At 71.1% G+C, this 13459-nt stretch carries 11 protein-coding genes and 1 tRNA gene; 8 read left to right on the forward strand and 4 right to left on the reverse strand.

Annotation, left to right across the window (positions count from 1 at the left end):
• Window positions 1-2 precede the first annotated feature (2 nt).
• Window positions 3-1598: a cellulase family glycosylhydrolase gene (locus tag JOF40_RS08905; RefSeq protein WP_188111885.1), complete on the forward strand. Its 1596-nt coding sequence runs from the start codon at window positions 3-5 to the stop codon at window positions 1596-1598.
• A 19-nt stretch (window positions 1599-1617) separates the two neighbouring features.
• Here JOF40_RS08905 and JOF40_RS08910 read toward each other — a convergent pair whose 3' ends face one another.
• The gene (locus JOF40_RS08910) at window positions 1618-1827 is read right to left on the reverse strand and encodes a hypothetical protein (RefSeq protein ID WP_129185540.1); all 210 of its coding nucleotides are present in this window, start codon (window positions 1825-1827) and stop codon (window positions 1618-1620) included.
• A 39-nt stretch (window positions 1828-1866) separates the two neighbouring features.
• Window positions 1867-2358 carry a YajQ family cyclic di-GMP-binding protein gene (locus JOF40_RS08915; protein ID WP_129185541.1) on the reverse strand — a complete coding sequence of 164 codons (492 nt, stop codon included), beginning with the start codon at window positions 2356-2358 and terminating at the stop codon, window positions 1867-1869.
• A 91-nt stretch (window positions 2359-2449) separates the two neighbouring features.
• On the opposite strand from JOF40_RS08915, the gene JOF40_RS08920 reads away from it, so the two are divergent.
• Together JOF40_RS08920 and JOF40_RS08925 are read left to right on the forward strand one after the other, a co-directional pair.
• Window positions 2450-2531, forward strand: a tRNA-Tyr gene (locus JOF40_RS08920).
• Between the two features lie 91 nt (window positions 2532-2622).
• Window positions 2623-3279, forward strand: a complete 657-nt coding sequence (locus tag JOF40_RS08925) for an SDR family oxidoreductase (RefSeq protein ID WP_129185542.1) — start codon at window positions 2623-2625, stop codon at window positions 3277-3279.
• Window positions 3280-3289: 10 nt separating this feature from the next.
• On the opposite strand, the gene JOF40_RS08930 is transcribed toward JOF40_RS08925, so the two are convergent.
• Window positions 3290-4198 (reverse strand): alpha/beta hydrolase, encoded by a 909-nt coding sequence (locus JOF40_RS08930; protein ID WP_129185543.1) that lies wholly within the window; start codon window positions 4196-4198, stop codon window positions 3290-3292.
• Window positions 4199-4315: 117 nt separating this feature from the next.
• On the opposite strand from JOF40_RS08930, the gene JOF40_RS08935 reads away from it, so the two are divergent.
• From JOF40_RS08935 to JOF40_RS08955, 5 genes are all read left to right on the forward strand, one after another.
• Complete coding sequence (locus tag JOF40_RS08935; protein WP_129185544.1) at window positions 4316-5137, forward strand: UbiA family prenyltransferase; 822 nt, start codon at window positions 4316-4318, stop codon at window positions 5135-5137.
• Window positions 5138-5324: 187 nt separating this feature from the next.
• The gene (locus JOF40_RS08940; RefSeq protein WP_129185545.1) at window positions 5325-7622 is read left to right on the forward strand and encodes an EAL domain-containing protein; all 2298 of its coding nucleotides are present in this window, start codon (window positions 5325-5327) and stop codon (window positions 7620-7622) included.
• Window positions 7619-8152 carry a hypothetical protein gene (locus JOF40_RS08945; RefSeq protein WP_129185546.1) on the forward strand — a complete coding sequence of 178 codons (534 nt, stop codon included), beginning with the start codon at window positions 7619-7621 and terminating at the stop codon, window positions 8150-8152. The genes JOF40_RS08940 and JOF40_RS08945 overlap by 4 nt, the downstream gene beginning before the upstream one ends.
• 192 nt (window positions 8153-8344) lie before the next feature.
• Window positions 8345-12115: a SpoIIE family protein phosphatase gene (locus JOF40_RS08950; protein WP_129185547.1), complete on the forward strand. Its 3771-nt coding sequence runs from the start codon at window positions 8345-8347 to the stop codon at window positions 12113-12115.
• Window positions 12112-12426 carry an STAS domain-containing protein gene (locus JOF40_RS08955; RefSeq protein WP_129185548.1) on the forward strand — a complete coding sequence of 105 codons (315 nt, stop codon included), beginning with the start codon at window positions 12112-12114 and terminating at the stop codon, window positions 12424-12426. The genes JOF40_RS08950 and JOF40_RS08955 overlap by 4 nt, the downstream gene beginning before the upstream one ends.
• 7 nt (window positions 12427-12433) lie before the next feature.
• On the opposite strand, the gene JOF40_RS08960 is transcribed toward JOF40_RS08955, so the two are convergent.
• Entirely contained in the window at window positions 12434-13366 is a 933-nt protein-coding gene (locus JOF40_RS08960) for an ATP-dependent DNA ligase (protein ID WP_245343506.1), read from the reverse strand.
• Between the last annotated feature and the right edge of the window lie 93 nt (window positions 13367-13459).

The raw sequence follows: 13459 nt of genomic DNA on the forward strand, positions 1-13459 counted from the left end.
CCATGAGATCACGAGCTGTCCCCGTCGCCGGGGCGCTGCTGCCCCTGGTCCTGCTGGCCTCGGCCGTGACCAGCACCAGCCCTGCCTCGGCGGACTCCGGAGCGACGTCGTCGTCGTGCTCGCTCACGCCGGGCCCCACCAGGACCGGCAACCCAGCCGCGCCGGTCGGCGGCGTCATAGGCACCGGCGAGGGGCCAGCTGTCGAGAAGAAGGTGACGAGCAACGGCCAGTGGCTGCTGGACGATCAAGGGCGCGTCGTGATCATGCACGGGACCAACCAGATCAGGAAGCTCGCGCCCTACACCCCGAGCAGCATCGGGTTCGGGGCCGACGACGCCGACCGCATGGTGGAGGCCGGGTTCAACACGATTCGCCTCGGCGTCATCTGGAAGGCGCTCGAGCCGGCACCCGGCCAGTACGACCAGAAGTACCTGGAGGACCTGGCCGGCACCGTCAAGCTCTTCACGGACCGCAGGATCAACGTCGTCTTCGACTTCCATCAGGACATGCTCAACGAGGCGTTCAACGGCGAGGGCTTTCCTGACTGGGCGATTCGCTCGGACGGGCTGCCGACGAGCCCCAACTGCGGCTTTCCGCTCAACTACTTCGTGATGCCCGCGCTGCAGCGCGCCTGGGACCACTTCTGGGCCAATGACTACACGGACGCGACGGGGCGGCCGATCCAGACGGCGTTCACCGACATGTGGAAGCTCGTCGCCAAGCAGTTTCGCGACGACCCCTACGTCGTCGGCTACGACATCTTCAACGAACCATTCCCCGGGACGCTGTACGCGCTGTGCCTCAGCCCGTTCGGCTGCGCGCAGGAGAAGCGGCTGGAGTCGTTCGAGCGCAAGGTCATGACGGGCATCCGCTCGGTCGACCCTCAGACGACCCTGTACTACGAGCCGTGGGTGACGTCCGGCTCGGGCGGCGGTACGAGCATGGGAGACCCCGGCATCGGGAACTCCGGGTTCTCCTTCCACAACTACTGCTTCACGGGCATCACCGGCCTTGGGCCCAACACGCCGATCATCGCCGACGTGTGCGACACGTTCGCCGAGAAGATCCCGCTCGACGTCGCAGCTCGTCGGGCCAAGGCGGGTCTCGGCGCGCCCATCATGTCGGAGTTCGGTGCCGTCTCGGACGCGCCGGTGCTGGACCGTATCGCCAACAACGCCGATCGCGTGATGTCGAGCTGGCAGGCCTGGGCCTGGTTCAACGAGGACCCCTCAGGCGAGCGTCCTCATGAGGGCATCGTCAAGGATCCAGCCAAGCCCCCCACCGGTTCCAACCTCAACACCGCGCTGATCGATGCCTTGACGCGGCCCTATCCGCGGGCGATCGCTGGCACCCCGTCGTCCTTCGGGTACGCCTCGGGCACGGGCGTCTTCCAGCTGAAGTACTCCACGGCCAAGGTCGACGGCGGACGGTTTTCGGCCGGTTCGCGGACCGTGCTGTTCGTGCCGCGCCAGGACTATCCGACCGGGGCCCGCATCAGCGTCACCGGCGGACGGGTCGTCAAGCATGCGGGGGACATCGTCGAGATCGTGTCCACATCGGGCGCGACCTCCGTGGAGGTGACGATCCGGCGCAACTGACGGGGGCGCGCGGCGGCCGTCAGGCGCCGAGGATCGTCCAGAGACGGCTGATCTGTCCATCGACGACCGTCACGACGTCCGTGCCCCCTGCGACGGCCTCGCCGCCGGCCGGTCCGAGGGGCCACGCGCGCATGCCGAGGTCACCGACTCCGCGGAACTCACCGTCGTGGGTGAAGACGAAGCCCGGTGCCCCGGCGGCGAGCAGCTCGGTCACGGTCGGCGAGGGCATGCGGTGCTCCTGGGGCTCGGGGCGTCAGTGGTGCCGGCGTCAGCGGTAGTTGACGAACTGCACCGCGAAGTCGAGATCGGCACCCTTGACCAGCGCGATGACCTCCTGCAGGTCGTCGCGCTTCTTGCTCGTGACCCGCAGCTCGTCGCCCTGCACCTGCACCTTGATGCCCTTGGGGCCCTCGTCGCGGATGAGCTTGGAGACCTTCTTGGCCTGGTCCTGGCTGATGCCCTCGCCGAAGTCGCAGTTGATCTTGACGTCCTTGCCCGACTGGCGGGGCTCGCCCTCCTCGAGCGACTTCAACGAGATGCCGCGCTTGATGAGCTTGTCCTTGAAGACGTCGAGGACGGCGAGGGCGCGCTCATCGGCGTTGGCCGTGATCTCGATGCCCCACTCGCCGCTCCACTTGATCTCGGCACCCGTGTTCTTGAAGTCGTAGCGGGTCTGGATCTCCTTGATGGCCTGGTTGAGGGCGTTGTCAGCCTCCTGGCGATCGATCTTGCTCACGATGTCGAAGGACGAATCGGCCATGGGTGCTCCTCGGTGCGGCGTACGGCGGGTCTGATTTCACTCAGCCTAATCGGCTGCGATAGGCTTGCTCGTCGTTGCCCCGGCAACGCCCGGCAGGTTGCCCGAGTGGCCAAAGGGATCTGACTGTAAATCAGACGGCTCAGCCTACGCAGGTTCGAACCCTGCACCTGCCACAGCACGACAGCACCGATAACTCAGGCCCTGACCGGCGCGGATGCGCCGGTCAGGGCCTGAGTCGTCCATCGGCCTGCCTAGACTGCGCCCATGACAGCTCCGGTGGTGCTCGTGGTCGCGGCAGGTCCGGGCGTCAGCGGTTCGGTGGCACGGCTGCTGGCCGCCGACGGCTACCGCGTCGGGCTGCTCGGATCGGACGCCGAGGCGGTCGACGAGCTGGCGGCCAGCATCTCGGACGACCCCGATGTCGTCCGCCGGGCCGTCGTCGACGCCACGGACGTCGCGGGGTTGACGGGGGAGCTCACCCAGATGGCCCGGGCGTTCGGACGCGTCGACGTCCTGCACTTCAACCCCAGCGCCTATCGCGGCAAGAACCCGCTCGAGGTGACGGTCGACGAGCTGCTGGCCGACGTCGCGGTGGGCGTCGGGGCGCTGCTGACCTCGGTGCAGGCCGTCCGCCCCTTCATGTCCGCGGGCGGTCGCATCACCGTGACGGGCAGCGTGGCCGCCGACCGGCCGTCCCCCGACGCGGCCACTCTCGGGGTGCAGAAGGCTGGCGTGCGCAATCTCGTCACGAGTCTCGACGCGCACCTGCGGGGCGACGGCATCCGGGCGGTGTCGGTGACCGTCCGCGGTGCCCTTGCGCGCGAGGGCGCGTTCACGCCCGACCGGGTCGCGGCGGCGATCGTCGCCGCGGCGCGGCAGGACGAGGCCGGCTGGCGCACCGAGGTTCCGTACGACGGCTGATGCCGCTGTGTCAGGCTCGCGGAGCGAGGACGTGCCGGCGGACGAAGTCGAGCTGGTCGGCCACGACGATGTCGAACCACGGGTCGAGGTAGATCGCGAAGTGGCCCGTGTCGTAGAGCTTGACCTCGGCGCTCCGCACCCGCGCGAGCTGCCGCCGGGCCGTGCGGGCCGGGGCGACCGAGTCGCGCAGGCAGATCGCGGCGAAGATCGGCATCGTGGCCCGGCGCACGGCCCGTCCGGGCCGGTAGCGCGCGATCAGCAGGCCGATGCGGGCCGCGACGGCGTTGACGAAGCGTCCTTCGGCCTCGGGCGGCACGAGCGCCAGGAAGCCGGGCAGGGCGTCGTCGGCCGTCATGAGGGCACCGGATCGCGAGGGGCCGGCGGTCGGCACCATGACGGGTGCCCGTCCCAGCCGCGAGCCGATGAGGTCGGCGGCCGCCCGCCACCCCACCCGCAGCGCGCTGAGCGGGTGCATCGTGACGGAGGAGGCGATGCCGTCGGTGAAGGGGCACTGGGCGATCGCTGCCACGACGCCGTCGGGTGGCACCGCCGCGAGGCTGAGCGCGTGGCCGCCGCCGAAGGACGTGCCCCAGACGACGACCCGTGCGGGGTCGACGCCCGGCTGCTGGCGGGCGAACCGGATCGCCGCGTGCCAGTCGTCCAGCTGTGCCGCGACGTCGATGACCTGCCGGGGCGTGCCGCCGCTGGCCCCGAACGACCGGTAGTCGAAGGCCAGGGCCGCGAAGCCCTGCGACTGGAACACGCGGGCGTAGCGGTCGAGGCCCATCTCCTTGACCGATCCGAGGCCGATGCCCAGCACGACGACCGGTGCGAGGGCGTCGCCGGTGCCCTCGGCGGGGTAGAACCAGCCCGCGCAGGGCGTGTCCGCCGAGGTGAAGGTGACGTCGACTCTGGTCATGGGAGGGTCCGATCGGGAGTGGGGACGCCGGCGGGCGGTGGGACGGGGCGCGCCGGCTGACGCAAGGGTAGTGCCGGTCCCGGTGCGGCGTCCCGCCCGACTGCCTACCGTGAGGGGATGACCCACGGCCGACGTGCGACCGCCCTCGCGTCGGCCCTCGCCCGCACCAGCCATCCCGGCCCCGCCGTGGCCGTGACGCTGGCCGCGACGCTGCTGGCCGTCACGTGGGGTGCCACCGCCGGCACGGCGCTGCTGGTCGCCGCGGCGGCGCTCGCGGGCCAGCTCACGGTCGGCTGGTCGAACGATCTCGTCGACCGCGATCGTGACCGCCGGGTCGGGCGGCGCGACAAGCCACTGGCGACGGGCGAGGTGTCGGCGTCCACGGTGTGGGTCGCGACGGCCGTGGCGGTCGTCGTCGCGGTGACGGCCTCGCTCGCGCTCGGAGCGCACGCCGGGGTGCTGCACCTGGCACTGGTCGCGACGGGATGGGCGTACAACCTGGGTCTCAAGCGCACCGTGCTGTCGTGGCTGCCCTACGCGGTCTGCTTCGGCGGCCTGCCCGTCGTGGTCTCGCTGGCGGCGCGTGACGAGACGGGTCCGGGCTGGACGATCCTGGCCGGTGCCCTGCTCGGGACGGGCGCCCACCTGGTCAACGCGGTGCCCGACCTCGAGGACGACCGGCTCACCGGCGTCGTCGGCCTGCCGCACCGGCTGGGCGCGCCCCGGTCGGTCGACGTCGCCACTGGCCTGCTGGTCGCCGGCTCCGTCGTGACGGCCGTGGTGCCGGTCGGCGGCGTCGACGTGCTCGCGGTCGTCGTGCTGGCGACCTGCGGGGTGCTGCTGGTGGCGGGTCGGATGTCCCGAGACGCCAGGTCTCCGTTCCGCGCCGCGATGGCCATCGCCCTGGTCGACGTCGTCGCCCTTCTCCTACGCACCTGACCAGCACGATGTCGGCACTTTTCGACCGGATCCGACCGGTTTCGGGTCGAAAGGTGCCGACATCTCGGGGCGCTTCGCTGTTCTGCGGCGGTGGGGCGGGTTGCGCAGCTACCGTTGTCGGCGACATGGCGTCACCGGCCGGGGCACACCTGCTCCATGGACCGAGAGTCGCCGACGAGGGGCACGCATGACCCGCGGCGCAGGACACGCGTTGGGTGAGTCGCTGCCGGACGGCTACGGGGCGTGGCCTGCCACGGGCTATCCGGCCCGGATGGTGTGGGAGTCGAGTGCCGATCTGCTGATCGTCACGGATCGCGACGGCGTGCTCCGTGCGGCCAATCCGGCCTGGCGTCGGGTCATGGGCTGGACCGACGTCCCTTCGCCCCCCGTCCGGTTGGCCGACCTGGTGCACGACGACGACCGATCAGCCGTCCAGGCGCTGTTCGGCAGGGACGGCGACCGCTTCGAGGACCACGGGACGCGGCTGCGCACCGTCGCCGGCGACTACCGCGAGATCGATTGGAGCGGGTCGGGCGACGAGCAGCTCTGGTACGCGTCGGGACGGGACGTCACCGACCTCCGCCGCAGCGAGCAGAACGTGCGGGAGGCCTCCGCGTTCTGGCAGGCCACGATCGACTCGATGCCCGGCACGGTCACGGTGCTCGACGAGCAGGGTGTCGTCCTGGCCGTCAACGCCGCCTGGCGCGACCTCGCAGACCATCACGGCCGTGCCCGGGTGTCCGACATCGGCCGCAGCTACATCGATGCCTGCGACAGCGCCGGCGACGAGCCCGGTGCCCGCCGAGCCGTCGAGGCGATCCGAGACCTGCTGGCCGGCCGCAGCGACCCCGTCACGTTCGACTACGCGCTGGACGACCGCTGGTTCACGTTCACGGCGAGCGCCTTCGCCGGCGACGGCCCGGCCCGCGTCGTCGTCTCGCACGCCGACATCACGGCACGTCGGCGGCGCGAGGACGAGGATCGAGCCCAGTCCGCCGCCCTGGCCGACCTCGGGATCGCGGTCGTGACGGCCGACAGGGACCACCACGTCACGCACTGGAGCGCAGGAGCCGTCGAGCTGCTGGGCTGGTCGAGGGCGGAGGCTCTCGACCGTCCCGTGGCCGACCTGATCCACCCGCAGCACCTCGCGCTCGCGCTGGGGGGTGATCCCGCCATCGTCGAGGGTCGCTACGAGCTCGCTCGCAAGGACGGCAGCACGTTCGCAGGCCATCTGCGCTGGACCGAGGTGCTCGACGGTCACGGCGTGCCGGCCGGCTCGGTCGGCGTCGCGATGGACGTCTCGGCGCAGGACCGAGCCGAGTCCGAGGCCGTCACGGCGCGCAACCACCTCCAGGCGGTCACCGACAGCATGACCGAGGGGCTGTTCGCGCTGGACGGCGACGGCCGGGTCACCCTCATGAACCAGGCGGCCGAGGACATGCTCGGGTGGTCCCTCGACGAGGTACGCGGCCAGCGGCTGCACGACATCACCCGTCATCACCGATCCGACGGGCGCTTCGACGGCGTCGACGACTGCACGATCGGGGGCGCCGGCACCGGTGTCATCCGGATCGCGGACGACGTCTTCAGGCGGCGCGACGGGATGGGCCTTCCGGTTTCGTACACCACGACCCCGCTCGAGACGTCTGGTGCCACGCACGGCTCCGTCGTGGTGTTCATGGATGCCAGCCACGTCCTTCTCGAGCAGGAACGCCTGCAGAAGGAGCGTGCGTCGGCCGCCTGGATCGACCGGGTGCAGGAGACGCTGGACGAGTCGCGCCTGCTCCTGTACGCCCAGCCCATCGTCGAACTGTCGACGATGGACGTCGTGCAGCAGGAGCTGCTGCTCCGCATCGCCGAGAAGGACGGCACCATCTCGGCACCCGCCCGGTATCTCGAGACGGCCGAGAAGCACGGTCTGATCGGCGACATCGACCGCTGGGTCGTGCGCCAGGCCATCGACCTGGCCGCGCAGGGTCAGGCGGTCGAGGTCAACGTCTCGGCGGCCTCCATCGGCGACGAGGCCCTGTTGCGAGACATCGAGCGATGGCTCGCCGGCTCGGGTGCCGACCCGTCCCTGGTGGTCTTCGAGATCACCGAGACGACGGTGATCGCCGACCAGCAGGCGGGACGTTATTTCGTCGACCTCGTGCACCGCCTGGGGTGCAAGGTCGCCCTGGACGACTTCGGCACCGGGTACAGCGGATTCGCCTACCTCAAGCAGCTGCCGGTCGACTACCTGAAGATCGACATGGAGTTCGTGCGCGACATGTCGACGAGCCAGGCCAGCTGGCACGTCGTCGAGGCGGTCGTCAACCTGGCGCGCGGATTCGGGCTCGCGACGATCGCCGAAGGCGTCGAGGACACCGAGACGCTCGAGCTCCTCGCCGGCCTCGGCGTCGATCACGCCCAGGGCTTCCACCTGGGCCGTCCCTCCCCACTCCCATCCCTATCCGACCCGACGGACGCGAAGGCCCGACCATGACCCAGACACCCGAACCCGACCCGACCCAGCGCCTCCAGCAGGACTTCGACCGAGAACAGGCGCTCGTCGACCTCGACGAGACCATCGGCGCACGACAGCAGTCGATCGCGGACCTCGAGCAGGACCGGCTCGACCGTGAGCAGGCCGGCCTCGACGACTTCCGGGCGGCGTCGGACTCGTTCGAGGCACGCGTCGACGGCGAGCACCGGCAGGCCGGCATCGACCGGAGCCAGGCCATGCGCGACACCCGGCAGCGGCAGCTCGACGACGAGCAGACCGGCCGCGACGACGTGCAGGACTTCCTCGACGTGCAGCAGGGCGACATCGACGCCGGCACCATGCCGGGCATCGTCGACCAGCACCTCGCAGCCCGCACGCGCCAGCAGTCCGCCCTCGCCCGGGCCGAGGCCGCTCTGCTTCGTGCTCGCACCGCCGAGCGCCGCGCCGACGCCGCTCGTCTGCGTGCCGAGGCCTCCCTGCGCCGACTGGACTCCGACCCGTCACCAGGACCGGGCGACAGCCAGGGGTGACGGCGTCCACGCCGAGTTGCCCCGGGTGGGGATGCCGGCGATGGTCGACCTGATCTGGGCATCGGCACCACCACGACTGCCGGCGTCGTGCTGCGGGCGGCGAGGTGAGTGGGCATAATCGTGGGGCGAGCGTGAAGAAGTCGCGCGGGCCGGCCGGCCACCACGCGACGTGCAGGCGACGAACGGCGGACGATGCGCAGCACCTGGACCTCCAGCGAGGTGGGCGGCGACCTCGCCGCCGTCGACTGGGCCGAGACCCCGTTGGGCGACCCTGACGCGTGGCCGCTGAGCCTCAAGACCGCGGTCCGCATCCTGCTCACCTCGAAGTTCTCGATGTGGATGGCGTGGGGCCCCGAGCTGACGTTCTTCTGCAACGACTCGTACCGCCGCGACACGCTGGGCAAGAAGTACCCGTGGGCGCTCGGTCGCCCGGCATCCGAGGTCTGGTCGGAGATCTGGGCCGACATCAGCCCCCGGGTCGCGACCGTCATGGAGACTGGCGAGGCCACCTGGGACGACTCCCTGCAGCTGTTGCTCGAGCGCAGCGGCTTCGTCGAGGAGACGTACCACACGTTCTCCTACAGCCCGCTGTCCGGCGACGACGGACGCATCGAGGGGATGCTCTGCGTCGTCAGTGAGGTGACCGAGCAGGTCCTCTCGTCGCGGCGCCTGACGACGCTGCGCGACCTGGGGGCCCGCACGACCGGCCGCCACACCGAGGACGAGGCGGTGGCAGCCGCGGTCGAGCAGATCGAGGCCGACCCGCTCTCGCTGCCGTTCGGACTGGTCTACGTGCTCGACCCCTCGGGTGACCGGCTCGTCCGCGCGGGGTGCGGGGGCATCGACGTCGACGACCCGCTGGCACCCGAGACCATCGTTCTCGCCGACCCGTCGCCGATCTGGCCCTTCGCCACGCCGCTGGCCGGTGAGCAGCTGCTGGTCGACCTCACCCGGCTGCCGCACGCGGCTCCGGTCGGCCCGTGGCAGCATCCGCCGGTCCACGCGCTGCTGGTCCCGCTCGTGGGCGCCGCCTCGACCGACGCCTACGGGTTCCTGGTCGCGGGGCTGAGTGCCGTCCGTCCCCTCGACGAGGCCTACCTGGGCTTCGTTGACCTGTTCGCGGGACAGCTGTCGGCCGCCATCACGGCCGCGCGGACGTTCGCCGGCGAGAAGCGCCGAGCCGAGACCCTGGCGCGGCTCGACCAGGCCAAGACCGACTTCTTCACCAACGTCAGCCACGAGTTCCGGACGCCGCTGACGCTGCTGCTGGGGCCGACGTCCGACGCCCTGAACGACCCGAACCTGCCGGTGGGCGACCCGCAGCGCAACCGGTTCGAGATCGTGCACCGCAACGGTCAGCGGCTCCTGCAGCTCGTCAACAGCCTGCTCGACTTCTCGCGGCTCGAGGCCGGGGGCATCACGTCGTCCTTCGAGGTCGTCGACCTGCCGCGCGTCACCGAGCAGCTCGTCATGATGTTCGAGTCGGCCGCCCAGCAGGCCGGCATCGACCTCGTCCTCGACTGCGACGCGATGTCGACCGACTGCTACGTCGACGTCGAGCACTGGGCCAAGATCGTCCTCAACCTCGTGTCCAACGCCTTCAAGTTCACGTTCGAAGGTGGCATCACGGTCACCCTGCGGGAGCGCGACGGACACGCCGTGCTGACCGTGAGCGACACCGGCGCGGGCATCGCGGCCGACGAGCTTCCGCATCTGTTCGAGCGCTTCCACCGCGGCCGCAACGCCGTCTCCCGCACGCACGAGGGCTCCGGCATCGGCCTCGCCCTCGTCTCCGAGCTGGCCCGCCTGCACGGCGGCGACGTCAGTGCCTCCAGCACCGAGGGTGTCGGCACCGACGTCGTCGTCACGATCCCGCTCGGCCGCGCGCACCTGCCGGCCGCCGAGGTCGCCGACTCGTCCAGCCCTCGCGGCACCGGGGCGTCGGAACCACCGACGGCTCTGGTGTCCGAGGCGTGGCAGTGGCTCGATCCCGCGACGGACGAGGCGAGCGTCCCAGCGAGCCCGGCGTCGGAGGTCGTCGCACGCATCCTGGTCGTCGACGACAACGCCGACATGCGCGCCTACGTGGCCGACCTGCTGCGCGACCGCTACGAGGTCACGACGGCGGCCGACGGTCTCGAGGCGCTCGAGCTCATCGAGCGCGATCGGCCCGATCTCGTCGTCAGCGACGTCATGATGCCGCGGCTCGACGGCTTCGGACTGCTCGAGCGACTGCAGGCCGATCCGCGGATGACCGGCATCCCCGTCATCATGGTCAGCGCCCGCGCGGGGGAGGAGGGCACCGTCGAGGGCCTCGAGGCCGGGGCCGCCGACTACCTCGTCAAGCCGTTCGCGGCGCGCGAGCTGCTGGCCCGCGTGCGCGTCAACCTCGAGCTCGATCGCGTCCGCCGCATCCGGGCGACGCTCGAGCGCAGCGAGGCGCTGCTCGACCAGGCCCAGCGACTGGCCCGCGTCGGCAGCTGGGAGGTCGACCTGGGCAAGGGGACCGTGACGGGATCCGACGAGCTCCTGCGCATCCTGGGCCTCACGCGTCGCGACTTCGAGCAGCTCGGCTACCCCGGGGTGATCGCCGGGGTCACCCACCCGGGCGACGCCGAGCGGGTCACGGCCGAGCTCAGTGCGCTCGACGTCGGCGGCGTCGCCGCGTACGACATGCGGGTCGTCAGCCCCCGTGGCGTCGAGCGCCTCGTGACGGTGCGGGCGGCGATGCTCGGCGACGACGACGGTGCGCCCCGCATGCTGCAGGGGTCGATGCAGGACATCACCGAGCAGCACGCCGCGGAGCAGGCGCTCGCGGAGGTGCGTGCCCGTGAGGAGGCCGTGCAGCGCGAGCACCTGATCGCCGAGCAGCTGCAGCGGAGCATGCTGCCGGCCGAGTCGTTCGACCTCGACCACCTCGACGTCGCGACGTACTACCGTGCCGGTGTCGAGGGAACCTACGTCGGCGGCGACTGGTACGACATCATCGAGCTCGACGGCGGTCGCATCGCGTTCGTGATGGGTGACGTCATGGGCCGGGGGGTGCGCGCGGCCTCGGTCATGGGCCAGATGCGGTCGTCGGTGCGCGCCTTCGCGACCCTCGACCTGCCGCCCGACGAGGTCATGCGCCACCTCGACGTGCTGGTGCAGGATCTCGCGGGCGACCAGATCGTCACGTGCGTCTACGCGGTCCACGACCCCGTCGAGGAGACCGTCCGCTACGCCAACGCGGGTCATCTGCCGCCGCTGTGTGCCGGCCGCGACGGTGTCGTGCACCGCCTGACGGCAGGCGGCCCGCCGCTGGGTGCTGGCTACGGCGATGTGCCGACCGAGCAGGTGTCGCTTCCGCCGGGGGCCACGATCGTGTTCTACACCGACGGGCTGGTCGAGCACCGCGGGCAGGACATCGACGAGGGCATCGACGCCCTCGAGCGGCACATCGACTGGCACGGCACCGAGACGCTCGCCGGCGTGCCCGAGTCGGTCGTCGGCGCACTGCTGCCCGACGGTCCCGACGACGACGTCGCGATCCTGATCGCCCGGGCCCGTGGCTCGGTCCACGAGGCCACGATGTCGATGCAGCGCGACACCGGCCGGGCCACGGTGGCCGAGGCGCGCCAGTTCGTCGTCGGCAGCCTCGAGCACTGGGACGTGCCGCCGGCGGTCGTCGACGACCTCGCGCTGATCACGAGCGAGCTCGTCACCAATGCGCTGGTGCACGGCGGTGCCCCGGTCGACCTGCGGCTGCAGCACAGTGGGGCGAGGGTCGTGCTCGAGGTGCAGGACGATGCCGAGCGGCAGCTGCCGCGCGCCCGCAACCCCGACGACGACGAGGAGCACGGTCGCGGCATCCACATCGTCGAGGCGCTGTCGGACGAGTGGGGCACGCGGGCGACCGATCGAGGCAAGTGCGTGTGGAGTGCCCGGACCTGGCGGTCCGGCGCAGGAGGAGGTTCGCCATGACCGCGTTGACGTTCACCGAGGACGGAGCCGGCGACGGCACGGTGCTGTCGGTCTCCGGGGAGATCGACATGCAGACGGTGCCCGAGCTGCGGTCGAAGGTCGATGACCTCGACGTGGCCCACCGCACGCTCGTCCTCGACCTGCACGGTGTCGAGTTCGTCGACTCGAGCGGGCTGGGTGCCCTGCTCGGCATCAAGAAGCAGCAGGACCGCGGGGGCGGACGGCTCGTGCTGGCCCGCATGTCGGCACCGGTGGCGCGCATCCTGCAGATCACCCGCATGGACGGGGTGTTCACGGTCGCCGACGGCTGACGAGGACCTACGACTCGTCGCTGCCGGCGACCTCGTCGGGACCGAGGTCTGGGCGCACGCGCACGAGCTGGAGGCCGCCCGGCTGTGAAGCCACCTCGACGACGAGCGTGGGGTGCACCGCATGCACATCGGTCGCGTCCGCGGTCGCGAGCGCCACGACGGCCGGATCCACGGGCCCCGGGCGGACGGTCACGAGCTCGCCGACGTCGCGCTGCTGCTTGACGCTGATGGGCGACGTCGTGCCGATCAGGTCGAAGCCATGGGCGGTCGGCACGCCCAGGACGAGGCAGCCGGGTGCGGTCGGGTCGCCGACGACGGCACACACGACAGCCTCCCACGAGTCGTCGAACCGCAGCTTGAGCCAGCCACGCCGCCCCGGCATGTAGACGGAGTCGAGGCCCTTGACGACGAGGCCCTCGATGCCGATGTCGTTGCGGCGGTACTCGACCATCCAGTCGGCGGCCTCCGCCCGGTCGGTCGTCTGGGGCACGACCTGGAACGGCATGAGGTGGTCGACCAGCACCATCTCGAGCATGCGGCGGCGCGCCGACAAGGGCTCGCCGCGCAGGTCGTCGTCGTCCCACATCAACAGGTCGAACGCGACGAACGAGGCCGGGCTGAGGCCGAACGGGCGCTGCGGGCCGGTGATGCGCCGCTGCACCTGGATGAAGTCGTACGCGTTCTCGCCCCACACGACGAGCTCGCCGTCGACGACCACGCCGTCGGGCAGCTCGATCTCGGCCGCCGCGACGATGTCGGGGAACGCCGAGGTGATGTCGTGCCCGTGCCGCGACTGGATGCGGCAGCGGCCGCCCTCCATGTAGAGCATCGCGCGGTACCCGTCGAACTTGGGCTCGTACACGCAGCCGCCCGGCAGGTCGGCCTCGAGCGGGAGCGACGTCACGGGTCGCGCGAGCATGGGCACCAGCCCGAACTCCATCAGCGACACGTCACGCCTCCTTGGTCGGCGGTCTGCTCCACCGACGTAGTCGTACCCCTCCGGCTCGTCGTGACGCGGAACAGTCAGCACGCA

Origin of the sequence: Aeromicrobium fastidiosum, assembly GCF_017876595.1 — a bacterium.
Classification (GTDB): Bacteria; Actinomycetota; Actinomycetes; order Propionibacteriales; family Nocardioidaceae; genus Aeromicrobium; species Aeromicrobium fastidiosum.